General features: G+C 71.3%; 19 protein-coding genes. 7 read left to right on the top strand and 12 right to left on the bottom strand.

Features of this window, described 5'->3' with window-relative positions; genetic code table 11:
- Positions 1 to 32 precede the first annotated feature (32 nt).
- Positions 33 to 431 (top strand): STAS domain-containing protein, encoded by a 399-nt coding sequence (locus ACFVWW_RS24235; protein WP_386877941.1) that lies wholly within the window; start codon positions 33 to 35, stop codon positions 429 to 431.
- A gap of 95 nt (positions 432 to 526) precedes the next feature.
- Here ACFVWW_RS24235 and ACFVWW_RS24230 read toward each other — a convergent pair whose 3' ends face one another.
- Together ACFVWW_RS24230 and ACFVWW_RS24225 are read right to left on the bottom strand one after the other, a co-directional pair.
- Complete coding sequence (locus ACFVWW_RS24230) at positions 527 to 1510, bottom strand: sigma-70 family RNA polymerase sigma factor (RefSeq protein ID WP_384182251.1); 984 nt, start codon at positions 1508 to 1510, stop codon at positions 527 to 529.
- 142 nt (positions 1511 to 1652) lie between these two features.
- Positions 1653 to 2960: an MFS transporter gene (locus tag ACFVWW_RS24225; RefSeq protein ID WP_386877940.1), complete on the bottom strand. Its 1308-nt coding sequence runs from the start codon at positions 2958 to 2960 to the stop codon at positions 1653 to 1655.
- 62 nt (positions 2961 to 3022) lie between these two features.
- Here ACFVWW_RS24225 and ACFVWW_RS24220 point away from each other — a divergent pair, with 62 nt between their 5' ends.
- Positions 3023 to 4009, top strand: a complete 987-nt coding sequence (locus ACFVWW_RS24220) for a LysR family transcriptional regulator (protein ID WP_386877939.1) — start codon at positions 3023 to 3025, stop codon at positions 4007 to 4009.
- 30 nt (positions 4010 to 4039) lie between these two features.
- Here ACFVWW_RS24220 and ACFVWW_RS24215 read toward each other — a convergent pair whose 3' ends face one another.
- Positions 4040 to 4720 (bottom strand): alpha/beta hydrolase, encoded by a 681-nt coding sequence (locus ACFVWW_RS24215; protein ID WP_386877938.1) that lies wholly within the window; start codon positions 4718 to 4720, stop codon positions 4040 to 4042.
- A gap of 241 nt (positions 4721 to 4961) precedes the next feature.
- Here ACFVWW_RS24215 and ACFVWW_RS24210 point away from each other — a divergent pair, with 241 nt between their 5' ends.
- Positions 4962 to 6095, top strand: coding sequence for an adenosine deaminase (locus ACFVWW_RS24210; protein ID WP_384182242.1), 1134 nt, complete (start codon positions 4962 to 4964; stop codon positions 6093 to 6095).
- 151 nt (positions 6096 to 6246) lie between these two features.
- Positions 6247 to 6690, top strand: coding sequence for an ATP-binding protein (locus ACFVWW_RS24205; RefSeq protein ID WP_386877937.1), 444 nt, complete (start codon positions 6247 to 6249; stop codon positions 6688 to 6690).
- Positions 6691 to 6773: 83 nt separating this feature from the next.
- Here the strand turns inward: ACFVWW_RS24205 and ACFVWW_RS24200 are convergent, their stop codons facing one another.
- The 5 genes from ACFVWW_RS24200 to afsQ1 form a co-directional block, all read right to left on the bottom strand.
- Positions 6774 to 6989 carry a PspC domain-containing protein gene (locus tag ACFVWW_RS24200; RefSeq protein ID WP_384182236.1) on the bottom strand — a complete coding sequence of 72 codons (216 nt, stop codon included), beginning with the start codon at positions 6987 to 6989 and terminating at the stop codon, positions 6774 to 6776.
- A gap of 91 nt (positions 6990 to 7080) precedes the next feature.
- Positions 7081 to 7602: a VanZ family protein gene (locus ACFVWW_RS24195; protein WP_384182233.1), complete on the bottom strand. Its 522-nt coding sequence runs from the start codon at positions 7600 to 7602 to the stop codon at positions 7081 to 7083.
- A gap of 235 nt (positions 7603 to 7837) precedes the next feature.
- The gene (locus tag ACFVWW_RS24190; protein ID WP_386877936.1) at positions 7838 to 8494 is read right to left on the bottom strand and encodes a hypothetical protein; all 657 of its coding nucleotides are present in this window, start codon (positions 8492 to 8494) and stop codon (positions 7838 to 7840) included.
- A gap of 5 nt (positions 8495 to 8499) precedes the next feature.
- A complete protein-coding gene (locus ACFVWW_RS24185; protein ID WP_386877935.1) occupies positions 8500 to 10275 on the bottom strand; it encodes an ATP-binding protein in 1776 nt (591 codons plus the stop codon).
- Positions 10173 to 10850, bottom strand: coding sequence for a two-component system response regulator AfsQ1 (afsQ1, locus tag ACFVWW_RS24180; protein ID WP_173476453.1), 678 nt, complete (start codon positions 10848 to 10850; stop codon positions 10173 to 10175). Before afsQ1 ends, ACFVWW_RS24185 begins: the two co-directional genes overlap by 103 nt.
- A gap of 192 nt (positions 10851 to 11042) precedes the next feature.
- Between afsQ1 and ACFVWW_RS24175 the strand changes: the two genes are divergently transcribed.
- On the top strand, positions 11043 to 11795 hold the full coding sequence (locus ACFVWW_RS24175) for a SigE family RNA polymerase sigma factor (RefSeq protein ID WP_384182224.1): 753 nt from the start codon (positions 11043 to 11045) through the stop codon (positions 11793 to 11795).
- A 232-nt stretch (positions 11796 to 12027) separates the two neighbouring features.
- Here the strand turns inward: ACFVWW_RS24175 and ACFVWW_RS24170 are convergent, their stop codons facing one another.
- Positions 12028 to 12693 (bottom strand): hypothetical protein, encoded by a 666-nt coding sequence (locus ACFVWW_RS24170; RefSeq protein WP_384182467.1) that lies wholly within the window; start codon positions 12691 to 12693, stop codon positions 12028 to 12030.
- Positions 12694 to 12850: 157 nt separating this feature from the next.
- Between ACFVWW_RS24170 and ACFVWW_RS24165 the strand changes: the two genes are divergently transcribed.
- Complete coding sequence (locus tag ACFVWW_RS24165; protein ID WP_384334418.1) at positions 12851 to 13258, top strand: hypothetical protein; 408 nt, start codon at positions 12851 to 12853, stop codon at positions 13256 to 13258.
- Between the two features lie 105 nt (positions 13259 to 13363).
- Here the strand turns inward: ACFVWW_RS24165 and ACFVWW_RS24160 are convergent, their stop codons facing one another.
- Genes ACFVWW_RS24160 through deoC form a run of 3 tightly spaced genes read right to left on the bottom strand, consistent with a single transcriptional unit; the run spans position 13364 to position 16653 of the window.
- Positions 13364 to 14275, bottom strand: coding sequence for an aldehyde dehydrogenase family protein (locus ACFVWW_RS24160; RefSeq protein WP_384182219.1), 912 nt, complete (start codon positions 14273 to 14275; stop codon positions 13364 to 13366).
- Positions 14268 to 15698, bottom strand: coding sequence for an aldehyde dehydrogenase family protein (locus tag ACFVWW_RS24155; RefSeq protein ID WP_386877934.1), 1431 nt, complete (start codon positions 15696 to 15698; stop codon positions 14268 to 14270). Before ACFVWW_RS24155 ends, ACFVWW_RS24160 begins: the two co-directional genes overlap by 8 nt.
- A 7-nt stretch (positions 15699 to 15705) precedes the next feature.
- Positions 15706 to 16653 (bottom strand): deoxyribose-phosphate aldolase, encoded by a 948-nt coding sequence (gene deoC, locus ACFVWW_RS24150; RefSeq protein ID WP_384182464.1) that lies wholly within the window; start codon positions 16651 to 16653, stop codon positions 15706 to 15708.
- A gap of 135 nt (positions 16654 to 16788) precedes the next feature.
- Between deoC and ACFVWW_RS24145 the strand changes: the two genes are divergently transcribed.
- Positions 16789 to 17424 (top strand): PH domain-containing protein, encoded by a 636-nt coding sequence (locus ACFVWW_RS24145; protein ID WP_386877933.1) that lies wholly within the window; start codon positions 16789 to 16791, stop codon positions 17422 to 17424.
- Positions 17425 to 17664 lie beyond the last annotated feature (240 nt).

Below are 17664 nucleotides of genomic sequence, written 5' to 3'. Positions count from 1 at the left end.
GAGTTCCGGGCGGGGGGTCGGTCTTTCTCTCCGTGGACGTTACGGAACCGATCGTGCTCGTCATCGCCGGCCGGCTCACCCCGGCCGATGGGCCCCGGCTGTGTGAGGAGCTGGCCGCGCGGCTGCGGGAGACGGGCGGCGCCGAGGTGATCTGTGACGTCGGCGGCCTGGCCCCGCCGAACCTGGCCGCCGTCGACGCGCTGGCCAGGCTGCGGCTCACCGCCCGCAGACAGGGCTGCCGGATCCGGCTGACCGGCGCCGGGCGGGAGCTGCGGCTGCTGCTGGATCTCGTGGGCCTCGCGGACCTGATCCAGGAGGTGACCCCCGACGGGGACCACGACCCGCCCGACATGAGTGCCCCTCCCGGAAATGTTCGCCCCGTCGCGACGCCCAGCACGCACGCTCGCCGCGTTGGCCAAAGACCCGAGTAGCTCCGCTACAAGGGCCTCCGGCCGCCTTGCGATCGCACGCACCGGCCGCCGCTCCTCGACGGGCAAACATTCCCGGTCGCGGCACTAGGTAGTGATCACTCCTTTGTCAGCCGCTGGGGGAGATCGAACAGCGGGAACCAGCGCGCCGTGTCCAGGAAGGAGTTGATCCCGGTGATCCGGCCGTCCTCTATCTCGATCACCATGAGCGCCCACGGCGTATAGCCGGTGCCGTCCTTGCTCGAGTGGTAGTGGGCGAACGCCGGAGTGCCGTTGGCCACCGTCGGGACGAGCCGTGAGCCACGGCAGACGGAGCCGACGCCGAGCATCCAGCCGACTATGTCGGCATGGCCCTGAAGCCACAGGTCGTACGGCGGCATCGACAGCGTCGCGTCCTCGTGGAGCAGCGCCGTCAGCGCCTTCATGTCATAGCCCTCGAAGGCCGCCACATACCGCTCCAGCAGCTCCTTCTGCCCCTCGTCGAGCGGGTCCGCCGCCTCGGTCGCGGCGGGGCCGCAGTCGGCGAGCGTCGCGCGCGCCCGCTGGAGCGCGCTGTTGACCGAGGCGACCGTCGTGCCCAGCAGCTCGGCGACCTCGGCGGCCTTCCAGGCCAGCACCTCGCGCAGGATCAGCACCGCCCGCTGCTTCGGCGGCAGATGCTGCAGCGCGGCGACGAACGCCAGCCGGATCGACTCCCGCTCCACCGCGGTCTCCGCCGGGTCCGCCACCGACGGCAGCACCCGGCCGTCCGGCACGGGCTCCAGCCAGGTGATCTCCGGGCGCCCGTTCAGCTGGGCCTGGGCCACCGGCTGCGCGGCGGTCAGATCCATCGGGCGCGCCCGGCGGTTTCCCGCGCTGAGCATGTCCAGGCAAACATTCGTCGCGATGCGGTAGAGCCAGGACCTCAGCGAGGACCGGCCCTCGAACTTGTCGAAGCTGCGCCACGCGCGCACCATCGTGTCCTGCACGGCGTCCTCGGCCTCGAAGGCGGAGCCCAGCATCCGGTAGCAGTAGCCCGTCAGCTCCGTCCGGTGCTTCTCCAGCCGGGAATCCAGATCCTCTGTTGTCGCGAGATCACTCATCGGCTCACCCCAGTCGCCCCCTTGTAACCCATCTCTCGGAAGCTACCGCAGGCCACTGACAATCGCCGGTTTCGGGTCAAAAGGATGAAAAATGGCGCCCGAGGCGTCGTGGAGCCCCGGGCGCCGTGCGGCGCGGCACCGCCTACCGCTGTACCGCCGGCACCGGCCGCCTCGCGGCCTCGGTCCGCGCCGCGTGCGTCCCGTACAGCGTGATCGAGACGACCCCGAGCACCGCCACCAGCCCCAGCAGCACCGTCGCCTCCCAGCCGCCGGCGTGGAACGCGACCGCGCCCAGCGTGCCGCCGGCGCTGCTGCCCAGGTAGTACGCCGACTGGTAGAGCGCCGAGGCCTGTGCGCGGCCCGTCTTCGCCGTACGGCTCACCGACGACGAGGCGACCGCGTGGCCCGCGAAGAAGCCCGCCGTGATCAGCACCAGACCGAGCAGCACCGCGGCCAGCGTGTCCGACAGCGACAGCAGCAGGCCGGCCGCCGTCGTCCCCACGGCCAGATACAGCGCCCCGCGCCGGCCCAGCCGCGCGACCAGCCGCCCGGCCGCCGCCGAGGAGACCGTACCGACCAGGTAGACCAGGAAGATCGAGCCGATGATGCCCTGCGGGAGGTTGAAGGGCGCCTCCACCAGCCGGTAGCCGATCACGGTGTAGACCGCGCCGAACACCGTCATGAAGAGCGCGCCGATCGCGTACAGCCGTCGCAGCAGCGGGTCGGCCAGATGACCGCCGACGGTCTTCGCCAGCGCGCGCGGGCTCAGCGAACGCGAGGTGAAGTTCCGCGCCTTCGGGAGCAGGACGCGGAAGACCACCGCGCACACCACCGCCATCAGCCCGACCGCGCCCAGCGCCGCGCGCCAGCCCCACAGCTGGGCGACCCAGCCGGTGACGATACGGCCGCTCATCCCGCCGACGCTGTTGCCCGCGACGAACAGCCCGATCGCCGCGACCAGCGCCTTCGGCCGTACCTCCTCCGCGAGAAACGCCATCGCCGACGCCGGGAGCCCGGCGAGCGCCGCGCCCTGCACGGCGCGCAGCGCCACCAGCCACTCGATGTCCGGCGCGAACGGCACCAGCAGCCCGACCGCCACCGCGATCACCAGCGACGCGGTCATCAGGGTGCGCCTGCCGAACCGCTCGGACAGCGCGCTCAGCGGCAGGACGAACAGGGCCAGCGCGCCCGTCGCCGCCGAGACCGTCCAGCTCGCCTGGCCGGCCGTCACGCCGAGGTCGGCGGAGATGGCGGGCAGCAGGGCCTGCGTGGAGTAGAGGAGGGCGAAGGTCGCGACCCCCGCGGCGAAGAGCGCGAAGCTCATCCGGCGGTAGCCGGGGCCGCCGGGGGAGAGCTGCGACGGGGCGGACGGCGAGGAAGGCGAAGGCTGAGCGGACGGCGCGGCGGAGGCACCCGGGATGACGGGCGCCTCGGTACTGACTGAAGGCATACGACGACCGTAGGCACCCCGTCTTCATGCGTCCAATGCATGGAATGGAGATAATCGTTCCCATGGTGCATGAACCCAGCTCACGAGCGCGCGTGTCATGGAACAGTTACGAAGACGACATGCCGGTGACGGCCGAACTGGACCCCGAGTCCTGGTCCGCGGTCCTCGCGCCCCGCCTCGCGTACTTCGCCGGGGTGGCCCGCCATGAACATGTGACCCGCGCCGCGCAGGACATGGGCGTCCCGCAGTCCACCCTCTCCCGGGCGATGGTCAGGCTCGAAAAGGACCTGGGCATCGCCCTGTTCGCCCGCAAGGGCCGTACGGTCTCCCTCACCCATGCGGGCCGGACCTTCCTCTCCTCCGTCGAACGCGCCCTCGCGGAGGTGGAACGGGCCGCCGAGACCGTACGGGCCGACGCGGACCCGGCGTCCGGCAAGGTCGCCTTCGGCTTTCTGCACACCATGGGGTCGGAGACCGTGCCCGGACTGATCCGGGCCTTCCGCGCCGACCATCCGCGCGTGCGCTTCCAACTGGTCCAGAACTACGGCGAGGCGATGATCGAACGCCTGCGCGCGGGCGATCTGGACCTCTGTCTCACCTCACCGGTGCCGGACGCCCCCGATCTGGTCGCCCGCAGGCTGGACGAACAGCGGCTGCGGCTGGTCGTCCCCGACGACCACCGGCTCGCCCGGCGCCGCCGCGTCCGCCTCGCCGAGGCCGCCGACGAAACCTTCGTCACCCTCGAACCGGGCTACGGACTGCGCCGGATCACCGACGACCTCTGCGCCGAGGCCGGCTTCCGGCCGCGCGTCGCCTTCGAGGGCGAGGAGGCCGAGACGCTGCGCGGCCTGGTCGCGGCGGGCCTGGGCGTCGCCCTGCTGCCGCCGCCCGCCGTGGCCCGCCCCGGGGTGGTCGAACTGACGGTCACGGCGCCGCGCGCGGTACGCGAGATCGGCGTCGCCTGGCTCAACGGCCACCCGGACACCCCGCCGGTGGCGGCCTTCAAACGCTTCCTGATCTCCCGCCGCGGCCACCTGCTCCCGGACTGACGGGACCTCAGCGGCCAGGCCCGCGCCGCCCTACGGCCGCAGTGACCGGCCGAACCCCGCCGCCAGCGGCATCCGCAACCCCAGCGGCGGCGGCGCCGCGAGCGCGTCCGCGACCGGCCGGGAGTACGTACGCGAGAGCAGTGCGCCGAGCACGAAGTCCGCTGCCAAGGCCAGGACTTCGCCGTGGTGCTGACGCAGCGCGTGGCCGTCGGAGTGGACCTCGAAGCGGCAGGTGTCCCGGTTGACCTTCTTGGCGCGTTCGGCCAGCCGGTAGGAGAGTTCGGGATCGGTACGCGCGTCCGTCGTACCGTGCACGATCATCACCTGACGCCCCGCCAGCTGCCGTACCGGCTCCGGTTCGACCGCCCGGTCGTCCTCCGGCAGCCACGGGGCCATCGCCAGCACGGAGTTGACGGCCGTGTGGCCCGCGGCGTGCAGGGCGGCACGGCCGCCCATCCCGTGTCCCGCGAGGCACACCGGTATGTCGCCGTAGCGCCGCACGGCCTCCTCCGCCGCCCAGTCGGCGTCCGCCGCGAGGCGCGCGTCCGGCCCGTTCCAGCCGCGCCCGCGGTAGTGGACCACATGCACGACCAGCCCTTCGGCCGCCCCTGACCTGGCCAGCGACCGCGCGAGCGGCAGCATCCCCGCGTACGCGACGGCCGAGGCGCGGCGGGCCGAGACCGGTTCGCCCTCGGGAAGTACCAGGACCACGCCTCCTACCGCCGATCCCGCGGCGAGTGCGGTGACCGCCCGCCCCAGCCGTGCCTGAGGCTCCGCGCGACGCCCGCGTGCCCACCCGTCCCGGCCTGCCGTACGCTCCCCCGGCCCGGGAACTGCGTGCCATCCCATAACAGAACAGTCTCAGAAGGGCAGGTGTACGCCACCCGTCCGCGCGGTCACTGTTACGTATCGACCCCCGCCGATCTACGCGCGTAGGCGTTAGAGTGCGAAGATGACGAGCCAGACCTACCGTCCACCCACAGCCGAACAGATCCGCCGCGCCCCCAAGGTCCTTCTCCACGACCACCTGGACGGCGGGCTGCGCCCCGGCACGATCATCGACCTCGCCCACGAGGTCGGCTACGAGGCCCTGCCCGAGCACGAGTCCGACAAGCTCGGCCTCTGGTTCCGCGAGGCCGCCGACTCCGGCTCGCTGGAGCGCTATCTGGAGACCTTCGCGCACACCTGCGCCGTCATGCAGACCCGTGACGCGCTCTTCCGGGTCGCCGCGGAGTGCGCCGAGGATCTCGCCGAGGACGGCGTCGTCTACGCCGAGGTGCGGTACGCCCCCGAGCAGCACCTGGAGCACGGGCTCACCCTCGAAGAGGTCGTCGAGGCCGTCAACGAGGGCTTCCGGGAGGGCGAGCGACGCGCCCGCGAGAGCGGCCACCGTATCCGCGTCGGCGCGCTGCTCACCGCCATGCGGCACGCGGCCCGCGCCCTGGAGATCGCCGAACTCGCCAACCGCTACCGCGACTCGGGCGTCGTCGGCTTCGACATCGCGGGCGCCGAGGCAGGCTTCCCGCCCACCCGCCACCTCGACGCGTTCGAGTATCTGAAGCGGGAGAACAACCACTTCACCATCCACGCCGGCGAGGCCTTCGGGCTGCCCTCGATCTGGCAGGCGCTCCAGTGGTGCGGCGCCGACCGGCTCGGGCACGGCGTGCGCATCATCGACGACATCGAGGTCGCCGAGGACGGGTCGGTGAAGCTGGGCCGGCTCGCCGCGTACGTACGGGACAAGCGCGTCCCGCTGGAGCTGTGCCCCAGCTCCAATCTGCAGACGGGCGCCGCAGCCTCGATCGGCGAGCACCCCATCGGTCTGCTGCGCAAGCTGCACTTCCGCGCGACCGTGAACACGGACAACCGGCTGATGAGCGGCACGAGCATGAGCCGTGAATTCGAGCTGTTGGTCGAGGCATTCGACTACACGCTCGATGACATGCAGTGGTTCACCGTCAATGCGATGAAATCAGCATTCATTCCTTTCGATGAACGACTCGCCATGATCAACGACGTGATCAAGCCCGGATATGCCGAGCTGAAATCCGAATGGCTGTTCAAGCAGACGGCTGTGACCAGCTGATCTCTGCTTGGATCAGGTTGATCACATAGACCGGGAAGCGGTCGGGGATACGGATTCCCGGCCGCTTCCCGGTGTTTGCGGGCTCCGCGCGCGGCTGGCTACCTTGGAGAGCCGCTCGTATTCCCCTCATTCCCCAAGGACGAAAACCCAGATGAAGAAGTCCGCCGTCAAGACGCTCGGTGTCGCCGCCCTCGGCGTCGCCTTCGCCGCCACCGCCGCCGGCAGTGCCTCCGCCGCCGCGCCCGCCGCCCCCGACGTCGGCACCGGGCTGGACCTCGTCACCAAGACGCTGCCGATGGACGAGGCCGCCGGGCAGCTGCCCGTACCCACCTCCGCCTCGGCGACCGCGGGACGGACCGCGCTCGGCGCCGTCCAGCAGACCGGCCCCTACGCGCTCCGGGCCGCCGGGACCACCAATCCCCCCAACACGCTGCTCGGCGGGCTGCCGGTGAACGGTCTGGGCAAGGGCGGGCTGCCGGTCAACGGTCTGGGCAAGGGCGGACTGCCGGTCAACGGTCCGGGCAAGGGCGGACTGCCCGTGAACGGTCTGGCGAAGGGCGGCCTCCCGGTCAACGGGACGGCCCTCGGCGGCTGATCGCCTCCGGAACCACGACCGTGGGGGCGCCCACCCGCCTACGGGTGAGTGCCCCCACGGTGCGGGAACGAGGCCGCGGCCGGTTACCAGGCGGTCGTGGCGGTGCGGTTCTTCTCGCTCGGCAGCAGCACCCACAGCGCCAGATAGAGCAGGAACTGCGGGCCCGGCAGCAGACACGAGACCAGGAAGATCACCCGCATCGTGCTCGCGGAGGTGCCGAAACGCTGTGCCAGCGCCGCGCACACTCCGCCGATCATGCGTCCGGCACGGGGGCGGACCGGGCGGACCAATGCGGCCATGGTGGGCTCCTTCACGAGACCGAGGCGGGAGCCTCTCCTTGTGCTCCCGTTGTTTCCATGGTGCCCCCGGAGAAGGGGGCAAAGCGTCGCTCTATGGGGCGACCCCGACCCTGGGAATCGTCGGGGTCGCGCCCTGAGAGGCGTCATCCCAGGGAACGGCGTGCCGTACGCCTTCCGGGCGCCGCGCCCCGTAGACCGCCGCGGAGACGGGGTGGGAGCGCCGTCTGCGGCGCATTCTGGCCCGGCCCGCGGGCACGACCGCCAGGTGCGCCAGCGCGACACCCGCGGTGTTGAGCAGCAGGGAGTCCACGTCGACCACCTGACCCGGCACTCCGGTCTGCAGCAGCTCGATCCCCAGGGAGAGCAACGCGCCGGCCGCGACCGTACGCGCCAGGGACGCCAATGGGGAGACGGTGAGCCTGCCGCCCGCCATCGGCAGCAGCACGCCGAGCGGGGCCAGCAGCAGCAGTCCCTCACCGATGCGCCGCGCGGCGTGCAGGGGGGCCAGCGCCAGATCCGCCCGGATACCGGCGAACGGCCGCAGGTTGGCCGCGGTCACCCACGTGACATCCAGCGGACGGAGCGTCAGCCACCCCACCAGCAGGAGATGCATGAGGAGAAGGGCGAGTCCCGCCCTGCGGAAGCGGATGGCGGCACTGCCGCCCGGACCTTGACACACGCACCCCAAGACGCGGCCGTAAGCGGGATCGGTTCCGCCGGTTCCGGACGAACGGCCTCATGAGACGGGCATCACCCGTTCGCCGTTACGCCGACGACAGCCCGTACGCCGTTACGACGCCGACGACAGCCCGTACGCCGCTACGACGCCGACGACAGCCCGTACGCCGCTACGACGCCGACGGCAGCGGGGCGAGCGTCGGCGCCGTGGAGTCCGGACGGCGCTTCGTCTCCTGGTCGCACCCGTAGCGGCGCGGCGGATAGTCCCCGGGCCCGCCCAGCACCACCTGGCCGTCCGTGGCGTCGCTCTCGGCGAACGTACAGACGATCTGCGCGAGCGCGGCCGCCGGCAGGTCCTCCGGCTGGAGGCTGAGCCGCAGCGTGCCCGCGGGATCGCCCTCGCGCGGCGCGGACACGAGCAGCGTCCCCCGTACGGACGTGGTGAAGCCCGCCTCCCGCTCGGCGGACGACGGCTGCGCCTGAAGCTCGTCGAGCAACGCCTGCCCGATCTGCACCCGGCTGTCGAACACCTTCTCCTCGGGGATCCGCGCCGTACGCTCCACCGCGGCCAGCTCGGAGGCGCACACCAGATAGATGAACACCGGGATGCCCGGGTGCGTCTGCGTGATCACGTCCTTCCCGGAGACCTCGCACGGCACCCGGGACGGCGCGGGCCCGGCGTCCACCGGGACCGAGGTGGTCCTGATCCCGCACCCCGCGGCGCAGACCGCGAGCGCCACCGCGCCCGCGAGCCGCGCGAACGCGACGGCCGGCCGGTTCCCGCCGGTGCGGCCCCCGCCCGTCCGGATCCCGCGCGGCCGGCTCATGGGCGTCACGGTACGTCGCCTTCCTCTCCCCGTCCTTGTTCCTCATCCAGCCCCGCCGTCTCCGAGCCGTCCCGCGGCAGCCGCAGGACGAACATCGCGCCGCCGTCCGGCACATTGGACGCCGTGATGTCGCCGCCGTGGATATGGGCGTTCTCCATCGCGATCGACAGACCGAGCCCACTGCCCTCGGAACGTGGCCGGGACGCGCTCGCCTTGTAGAACCGGTCGAAGACATGCGGCAGGACGTCCTCGGGGATACCGGGCCCGTGGTCCCGTACCTCGATGACGAGTTCGTCGCCCTCCGTCCGCACCGCCACCCGCACCGGCGAACCGCCGTGCTTGAGCGCGTTGCCGATCAGATTCGCCAGGATCACATCGAGCCGGCGCGGATCCAGCCGCGCCATGATCCCGCGTGCCGCGTCCAGGTCCACCGCGTCCAGCCAGGCGCGCGCGTCGATACAGGCCGTGACCTGGTCGGCGACATCGACATCGTCGAGGACGAGCCGGGCCGTACCCGCGTCGAAGCGGGTGACCTCCATCAGGTTCTCCACCAGGACGTTGAGCCTGCGGGTCTCGCTCACCACCAGGGTCACGGCCGGCGCGATCATCGGGTCGAGGTTGTCGGCCTCTTCCTCCAGGACCTCCGTCACGGCGGTCAGCGCGGTCAGCGGGGTACGCAGCTCGTGCGACATGTCGGCGACGAAGCGGCGGCTGGACTCCTCCCGCGCGCTCATGTCCGCGACCTTCTTCTGCAACGACTCCGCGGCCTTGTTGAACGTACGGGACAGATCGGCCAGTTCGTCCGTCCCCGACACCCGCAGCCGGGTACCGAGCCTGCCCTCACCGAGCTGCCGCGCCGCCTCGCCCAGTCGCTGTACGGGCTTGAGCACGGTCGTGGCCGCGGCCTGGGCGAGCAGCGCCGACCCGACGAGCGCGAGCGCCGTGGCGATCCCCAGCGACCAGGCGAGCGAGTTGAGGTCCGCGCGCTCCTGGTCGAGGGACTTGAACATGTATCCGGTCAGCCCGCCGTCGATGATCCGCGTACCGCCCACCAGATAGGGCGTGCCGGCGCGCTCGGTGCGCTGCCAGAAGAGGTGGTACGGATACGCGTTCCCCGACGTGACCTTCTGCTTCTCGTTCACGGCCCGCTGGAGTGAGGCGGGCACATCACTGAGGGTGAACGCGTCCGGATCGGAGGCGCCGACGATGGGCTTGCCCTCGGCGCGTTCACCGATCAGCAGCACGCTGTAGCCGGGGCTGTCGCCCTCGATCCGCTGGGCCGTGTTCTCCAGATCGCTCTGGCTCGGCCGCAGGGGCAGTTCCGCGGCGCGGTTCTGCATCTCCTGCCGGAAGTCGTCCAGGGCCGAGTCCTGCGTCCGGGTCAGCACGGCCTCGCGGTTGAGCCAGTACGCGATCCCCGACGCGGAGACCGCGGCGGTCAGCGCGACGGCCCCGAAGACGACCACGAGCCGCAGCCGCAGACTGGTCCAGCGGAGCCCCGCGATGATCGCCTTCTTCGCCGCGCCGGTCTTCGCGGCGCCGCTCTCCGCGCCGGTCGGCTCCGGGCCGCCGGCGCCGCGCTCCGTGTCGTACCTCGTCGCGCCGTTCTGTACCGGGCCGCTCTGCACTGAGCCCTTCTGCGCCGGGCCGCCGGGCCCGCCCGCCGCGGGTGCGTCCCTCACGAAGGCGCGTCCAGCCGGTAGCCCACTCCGCGCACCGTACGGATCAGGGTCGGCGAGGACGGTACGTCCTCCACCTTCGCCCGCAGCCGCTGCACACACGCGTCCACCAGACGCGAGTCGCCCAGGTAGTCGTGCTCCCACACCAGCCGCAGCAGCTGCTGCCGCGACAGCGCCTGGCCCGGCCGCCGGCTCAGCTCCAGCAGCAGCCGCAGCTCGGTCGGCGTGAGCTGCAGATCCTCGCCGTTCTTCGTGACGGTCATCGCGGACCGGTCGATCACCAGACTGCCGAACGTCGCGGAATCCGTGGACTCCCGCTCGCCGCGCCGCAGTACCGCGCGGATCCTCGCGTCCAGCACCCGCCCCTGCACCGGCTTCACCACATAGTCGTCGGCCCCGGACTCCAGGCCGACCACCACATCGATGTCGTCACTGCGCGCGGTCAGCAGGATGATCGGCAACTGGTCGGTACGCCTGATGCGACGGCACACCTCGAAACCGTCGATCCCGGGGAGCATCACGTCCAGCACGATCAGATCCGGCCGCTGTTCCCGCAGCAGTTTCAGGCCGTCCTCTCCCGTCGCCGCGGTGGCCACACGGTGGCCCTGGCGTGACAGCGAGAGTTCGAGGGCCGTGCGGATGGCGTCGTCGTCCTCGATCAGCAACAGGAAAGGCACAGAGGTCATTCTGTCCCATGGGGGGACCGGAGTTCGACAGTTGGAGCGGCCGTACCTTCCCGCACGTGGTGCGCAAGCTCCGAAGTCCCCTGTGACAGGCCTGTGACAGTCGGCGGACAGCGCCATGAAACTGCCCCGGCAAGCTCATTGGCACACGGAACGAAGCAGACTCCAACCGACGGGGGGCGCGAGATGAACGCACCGCACGGCACGACCTCGAGCGCGGTAGTCACGCGTCTCCACGACGTCACGCGGAGCAGCGAGAAGTCCGGCGCCGTGAACGGGCGGGGGTGCGTTCGCGGCGCCGGGCGTCAGCACAAGCCGTCGTACATGACGGTGGTTGACGCGCCGCAGGTGAGCAACGTGGCGGCCGCGTACGGGGAGGTCACGGGGGAGCGGAAGGACCCGGCGGGGACGGCGGACGCCGAAGCGGCGTTCACCGCCTACGTCCAGGAGCGCCGCGCCTCCCTGTACGCGACGGCCTACCACCTGACCGGGGACCGCTTCGAGGCCGAGGACCTGCTCCAGAGCGCGCTGTTCTCCACGTACCGGGCGTGGGACAGGATCAGCGACAAGGCCGCGGTCGGCGGCTATCTCCGCCGCACCATGACCAATCTGCACATCAGCGCCTGGCGCAGGCGCAAGCTCAACGAGTATCCGACGGAGGAGCTGCCGGAGACGGCGGGCGACACCGACGCGATGCGCGGCACGGAACTGCGCGCGGTGCTCTGGCAGGCGCTCTCGCGCCTTCCCGAGCTGCAGCGCACGATGCTGGTACTGCGCTACTACGAGGGCCGCACCGACCCGGAGATCGCGGACATCCTCGACATCAGTGTCGGCACGGTGAAGTCGAGCATCTGGCGGTCGCTCCGCCGGCTGCGCGAGGACGAGGTCCTCAGCTTCGGCCGTGACGAGGAAGAGTCCTTCGGCGAACTGGTCGCTTGAGGGCAGTAGGGGGAAACGGGGGGCCTGTCGTCTCCGGGGGGAGACGGCGGGAGTACGGGGGAAACACGGGGGAGTCCGGGGGGACACCACGGGGGAGCACCACGGGGGAGCACAGAAAAAGGAAGCGGGACCGAACAGGCCGGGGGGTCTTGTCCGGTCCCGCTTCTCTGTGTCGCTGAGAAGGTGCCGCTGAGACGATGCCGCGCGGGCGGTCGCCCGCCGCACGCGTCGTTCAGTGACCGCTCGCCGTACGGGCTGCCGCGTCCGTGATCTCCGCCGCCGGCGGCCGCGCGCCACGCTGCCCCGGGCACCGGCCGGCCGCCGCGGCCGCGATACGGCCCAGCGCCTCCGCCTTGCCGCACGCGTACGCGCCGAGTGCCGTCTGCCGGCCGACGATCACGCGCTCCGCGCGCATCAGCCGCCAGCCGCGCCGCACCAGGAACGGAACCGACTTCCGTCCCTCGCGCAGGTCGCGCAGCAGCCGCCGCCGGAACGTGGTCGAGGGACGGCCGCGCAGACAGAGCGCGTCGGCCAGCACATCGAGCTCCTGGCAGCGCGCGACGATATCGGCGGCGAAGATGCCCTCCGCGAGGAACAGCGGGGTGCGCTCGATGTCCAGCGCCTCCGTGTCCACCCGTGAACTGGTGGCGATCGAGTAGACGGGAACGGTCGTACGGCCCGTACGGCACAGCTCCATGACCGCCGCGACCGCGGCGTCCGCGTCCCAGGACAGCGGAGAGTCCCAGTCGATGTCCGTACTGTCCGGGACCAGCGGGAGCGTCGGGTCGTCGCCCTCCTTGTAGAAGTCGTCGAGGCGCAGCACGGGCAGGCCCGTACGGGCGGCGAGGGACGACTTTCCGGAGCCTGAGGGGCCGGCGAGCAGCACGACCCGGGTCATGGGGGATTGGGGACTCACGGGACACCAGTGTGCGGCATACGCCCGCGCAGGGAACCCCCGGGGACCGATCGGCCGGGTTTATTGGCCTCGGACACCCCGCCTCAACTACGCTGCGTGTCATCTCGATTACTCACTCACCCGCCAGGCAGGAAATCCCATGGCACGTCACGCAGCTCCCACCTCCCCGCGCCGCACTCTGCTGCGCGCCGGTCTGACCGTCACGGCGGCGGGCGCCGCCCTCGGTCTGGGCGGTGCGGCGGCCCAGGCGGCGGAGCCGGCCGCCCTCGCGCCCGCGACGGGCACCGACACCGCGAGCGCGGTGATGGGCCAGGACCTCAGCGACGCCCTCGGGCACGGGACGACCGGCGCGGTGACTCCCGCCAAGCGCCTCAAGCTCAACCCGATGGCCGGCACGGGCGTGGACCCGCTGGACAACTCGGTGGGTACGCAGGTCGCCGACTTCAAGCCGCTGTCCACGACGATGGTGACCGGTCCCGTGACCCGGGGCGGCGCGCTCACGGACCTGCCGGCGGCCGGCCCGGCGGCGGGGATGCTGCCCGGCTGATCTGTCCCGTACAGATATACGGGAGGACCCCCGCCACTCCTCGGAGCGGCGGGGGTCCTCCCGTATCGCTGGGGTCCTCCCGTACCGGCGGGGTGCGGGAGCGGCTCAGTAGGCCGAACCGGACGCGCCCAGGCTGCCCGTGGGGTGCCAGACCGTCTTCGTCTCCAGGAAGGCCGTCAGGCGGTGCGTGCCCGGATCGGCCGACCAGTCCGCGGACCGCGGACGCAGCACCCGCTTCAGATTGTCCGCCGCCGCGATCTCCAGCTCCTTGGCGAGGACCTCGTCCGCGCCGGTCAGGTCGATCGCGTTGACGTCCTGGTGCGCGGCCAGCGGGGCCGCGATCTCCGCGGTCTTCCCGGAGAGGACGTTGACCACGCCGCCCGGGAGGTCGGAGGTGGCCAGCACCTCGCCCAGGGAGAGAGCCGGGAGCGGGGACTTCTCGCTCGCGACGACGATCGCGGTGTTGCCCGTGGCGATCACCGGGGCGACGACCGAGACGAGGCCGAGGAAGGACGAGTCCTGCGGCGCCAGGACCGTGACGACCCCGGTCGGCTCCGGAGTGGAGAGATTGAAGAACGGACCTGCGACCGGGTTCGCCCCGCCCACGACCTGGCCGATCTTGTCGGTCCAGCCCGCGTACCAGACCCAGCGGTCGATCGCGGCGTCGACGACCGCCCCGGCCTTCGCCTTGGACAGGCCCTCGGCCTCCGCCACCTCCCGTACGAACTGGTCGCGACGGCCTTCCAGCATCTCGGCGACGCGGTAGAGGACCTGGCCGCGGTTGTACGCGGTCGCGCCCGACCAGCCGCCGAACGCCTTGCGGGCCGCGACGACCGCGTCACGCGCGTCCTTGCGTGAGGACAGCGGGGCGTTGGCCAGCCAGCTGCCCTTGGAGTCGGTCACTTCGTACACCCGGCCGCTCTCGCTGCGGGGGAACTTGCCCCCGACGTACAGCTTGTAGGTCTTGAAGACGCTCAGCCGGCCCGCGGCGGAGCCGCTGATGGATTCCTTAGACATCGAGGTACGCCTCCAGGCCGTGGCGGCCGCCTTCGCGGCCGAAGCCCGATTCCTTGTAGCCGCCGAAGGGCGAGGTCGGGTCGAACTTGTTGAACGTATTGGCCCAGACGACACCCGCCCGGAGCTTGTTGGCGACCGCGAGGATGCGGGAGCCCTTCTCCGTCCAGATACCGGCCGAGAGGCCGTACTGCGTGTTGTTGGCCTTGGCGACGGCCTCGTCGGGCGTACGGAACGTCAGCACCGACAGCACAGGACCGAAGATCTCGTCCCGGGCGATGGTGTGCGCCTGGGTGACGTTCGTGAAGAGCGTCGGCGCGAACCAGTATCCGGAGGAGGGGAGTTCGCACGCGGGCGACCAGCGCTCCGCGCCCTCCGCCTCGCCCGTCTCGGTCAGCGTCTTGATACGGGCCAGCTGCTCGGCGGAGTTGATCGCGCCCAGGTCCGTGTTCTTGTCCAGCGGATCACCGACGCGCAGCGTGGACAGCCGGCGCTTGAGCGAGTCCAGCAGCTCGTCCTGGATCGACTCCTGGACCAGCAGCCGCGATCCGGCGCAGCAGACCTGGCCCTGATTGAAGAAGATGCCGGTGACGATGCCCTCGACCGCCTGGTCGATGGGGGAGTCGTCGAAGACGATGTTGGCGCCCTTGCCGCCCAGTTCGAGCGTGACCTTCTTGTCCGTGCCGGCGATCTCGCGGGCGATGGCCTTGCCGACCGCGGTGGAGCCGGTGAAGGCGACCTTGTTGACGTCCGGGTGCCGCACGAGCGCGGCGCCGGCGTCGCCGTATCCGGGAAGGATGTTGACGACGCCCCTGGGCAGCCCGGCCTGGCGGCAGATGTCCGCGAAGAACAGGGCGGAGAGCGGGGTCGTCTCGGCGGGCTTCAGAACCACCGTGTTGCCGGTGGCGAGCGCCGGGGCGATCTTCCACGCGAGCATCAGCAGCGGGAAGTTCCAGGGGATGACCTGTCCGGCCACGCCGAGCGGGCGGGGGTTCTCGCCATATCCGGCGTGATCGAGCTTGTCGGCCCAGCCCGCGTAGTAGAAGAAGTGCGCGGCGACCAGCGGAAGGTCCGCGTCGCGGGTCTCCCTGATCGGCTTGCCGTTGTCGAGCGTCTCCAGGACGGCCAGCTCGCGCGAGCGCTCCTGGATGATCCGCGCGATACGGAACAGGTACTTGGCGCGCTCGGCGCCGGGCAGCGCCGACCACTTCTCGAACGCCTTACGGGCCGCCTGCACCGCGCGGTCCACGTCCTCGGCGCCGGCCTGGGCGACCTCGGAGAGGACCTCTTCGGTGGACGGGCTGACGGTCTTGAAGACCTTGCCGTCGGCTGCCTCGGTGAACTCGCCGTCGATGAACAGGCCGTAGCTCGGCGCGATGTCGACGACGGAGCGGGACTCCGGAGCGGGTGCGTATTCGAATGCCATCTCTGCCTCAGTCCACCGTGACGTAATCGGGGCCGGAGTACCGGCCGGTCGCCAGCTTCTGACGCTGCATCAGCAGGTCGTTCAGCAGGCTGGAAGCGCCGAAGCGGAACCAGTGGTTGTCCAGCCAGTCCTCGCCGACGGTCTCATTGACCAGCACCAGGAACTTGAGCGCGTCCTTGCTGGTGCGGATGCCGCCGGCCGGCTTCACGCCGATCTGCACCCCGGTCTGCGCGCGGAAGTCGCGTACGGCCTCCAGCAGCAGGAGGGTGTTGGCCGGGGTGGCGTTGACCCCGACCTTGCCGGTGGACGTCTTGATGAAGTCCGCGCCGGCGATCATGCCGAGCCAGGAGGCGCGGCGGATGTTGTCGTACGTGGAGAGTTCGCCGGTCTCGAAGATGACCTTGAGGCGGGCGGCCCCCGCCGCCTCCTTCACGGCGCGGATCTCCTCGTAGACCTTCAGATAGTGACCCGCGAGGAACGCGCCGCGATCGATGACCATGTCGATCTCGTCGGCGCCCGCGGCCACGGCGTCGCGGGTGTCCGCGAGCTTCACGCCCAGCGCGGCGCGGCCGGCCGGGAAGGCGGTGGCGACGGAGGCGACCTTCACCCCGGAGCCGGCCAGCACGGCCACGGCCGTCTCCGCCATGTCCGGATAGACACAGACCGCGGCGGTGGAGGGCGTGGTGCGGTCGGTCGGATCGGGACGAAGGGCCTTGGCGGCGAGCGCCCGGACCTTGCCCGGGGTGTCCGCGCCTTCGAGCGTCGTCAGGTCGATCATGGAGATGGCCAGGTCGATGGCGTACGCCTTGGCCGTGGTCTTGATCGAGCGCGTACCGAGCGATGCGGCGCGTGCCTCCAGGCCGACGGCGTCGACGCCGGGCAGCCCGTGGAGGAAGCGGCGCAATGTGCTGTCGGACGCGGCCACGTCAGCGAATGCGGGGGTGATGATGGGCATGGTCACCAGATGAGCATATCTACGCGCGTAGCAACCTGTACAGGGGGGTGTGAGGTTGCCGGGCGAGCCGTTCCCGAGCTGTGACCGGGGGCCGCTCGTTCCGGCTTGCCGGGGGCATACGGCAGAATCGGGCATATGACGAGCCCCGATGAGCCCACCGAGCCGACCTACGCCGACCGCGTCTTCCGGTCGGCCGGCGGGATCATGGGCGGTGTCGCGCTGCTCCTGATCGCCGCCTGGATCGGCGGTGACGCGCTCGCCCGGGGGACGGGCCGCACCCCCTGGCTGGCGCTCGCCGGGCTGCTGCTCGTCGTCCCGCTCGTCGTCGCGTTCAGCCTGCGCCCGGCCGTCTTCGCCAACGCGGACCGGCTGCGGATCAGGAACCCCTTCCGGACGATCACCCTTCCCTGGGGGACGGTCACGAATGTGCGGGCCGCGTACTCGTGCGAGGTGTTCACCGAGAACGACGGGAAGTTCCAGCTCTGGGCGGTCCCCGTCTCCCTCCGTCAGCGCAAGCGCGCCGCGCGCCGTCAGACGCACCTCGCGCACGACGACCCGTACGGCAGGACCTCCGTACAGGCGGACGTCACCGACACCCAGGCCCGGCTGGCGCAGGCGGACCGGACGGTGGTCGAGCTGCGCGACCTGGCCGAGCGCTCCGCCACCCGCCCCACCGCACAGGGCGCACCGACGATCCGCTGGGCCTACGAGATCATGGCCCCGGCGACGGCGGGCCTGATCCTCCTGATCGTGCTGCTGCTTCTGCCCTGACGCCGTCCGGCGCGGTGCGGGTGCGGGGTTGTTCGTCGGGGTGCGGGCTGTTCGTCGGGGTGCGGGTGCCGGGGGTTCCGGAGGTCCATGTCCGGACTGCATGATTTACGGCGCCCTGCGGACCGGATCCCGGGTGCGGCTCGGTGTGCGCCACAAATCACGCTTTACGTCCGGACACGCACCTCCTGCACCCCCGACCCCCTCCCGCCGGTGGGCCCGCGCCAAGCGGCTCGTGGGCCT

This window comes from Streptomyces sp. NPDC058198, assembly GCF_042882605.1.
Lineage (GTDB): Bacteria > Actinomycetota > Actinomycetes > Streptomycetales > Streptomycetaceae > Streptomyces.
Note: the sequence above shows the minus strand (reverse complement) of the source record. Positions and strands in the feature narration are given on the sequence as shown.

Bases quoted from the DNA above. Each gene is read 5' to 3' on its own strand.
- ACFVWW_RS24205 (WP_386877937.1), top strand. From the start codon at position 6,247: ATGAAGAAGTCCGCCGTCAAGACGCTCGGTGTCGCCGCCCTCGGCGTC.
- ACFVWW_RS24155 (WP_386877934.1), bottom strand. From the start codon at position 15,698: ATGGCATTCGAATACGCACCCGCTCCGGAGTCCCGCTCCGTCGTCGAC.
- ACFVWW_RS24195 (WP_384182233.1), bottom strand. From the start codon at position 7,602: ATGCATCTCCTGCTGGTGGGGTGGCTGACGCTCCGTCCGCTGGATGTC.
- ACFVWW_RS24230 (WP_384182251.1), bottom strand. From the start codon at position 1,510: ATGAGTGATCTCGCGACAACAGAGGATCTGGATTCCCGGCTGGAGAAG.
- deoC (WP_384182464.1), bottom strand. From the start codon at position 16,653: ATGCCCATCATCACCCCCGCATTCGCTGACGTGGCCGCGTCCGACAGC.
- ACFVWW_RS24220 (WP_386877939.1), top strand. From the start codon at position 3,023: ATGGTGCATGAACCCAGCTCACGAGCGCGCGTGTCATGGAACAGTTAC.
- ACFVWW_RS24165 (WP_384334418.1), top strand. From the start codon at position 12,851: ATGGCACGTCACGCAGCTCCCACCTCCCCGCGCCGCACTCTGCTGCGC.
- ACFVWW_RS24170 (WP_384182467.1), bottom strand. From the start codon at position 12,693: ATGACCCGGGTCGTGCTGCTCGCCGGCCCCTCAGGCTCCGGAAAGTCG.
- ACFVWW_RS24210 (WP_384182242.1), top strand. From the start codon at position 4,962: ATGACGAGCCAGACCTACCGTCCACCCACAGCCGAACAGATCCGCCGC.
- ACFVWW_RS24190 (WP_386877936.1), bottom strand. From the start codon at position 8,494: ATGAGCCGGCCGCGCGGGATCCGGACGGGCGGGGGCCGCACCGGCGGG.
- ACFVWW_RS24160 (WP_384182219.1), bottom strand. From the start codon at position 14,275: ATGTCTAAGGAATCCATCAGCGGCTCCGCCGCGGGCCGGCTGAGCGTC.
- ACFVWW_RS24225 (WP_386877940.1), bottom strand. From the start codon at position 2,960: ATGCCTTCAGTCAGTACCGAGGCGCCCGTCATCCCGGGTGCCTCCGCC.
- ACFVWW_RS24175 (WP_384182224.1), top strand. From the start codon at position 11,043: ATGAACGCACCGCACGGCACGACCTCGAGCGCGGTAGTCACGCGTCTC.
- ACFVWW_RS24145 (WP_386877933.1), top strand. From the start codon at position 16,789: ATGACGAGCCCCGATGAGCCCACCGAGCCGACCTACGCCGACCGCGTC.
- ACFVWW_RS24200 (WP_384182236.1), bottom strand. From the start codon at position 6,989: ATGGCCGCATTGGTCCGCCCGGTCCGCCCCCGTGCCGGACGCATGATC.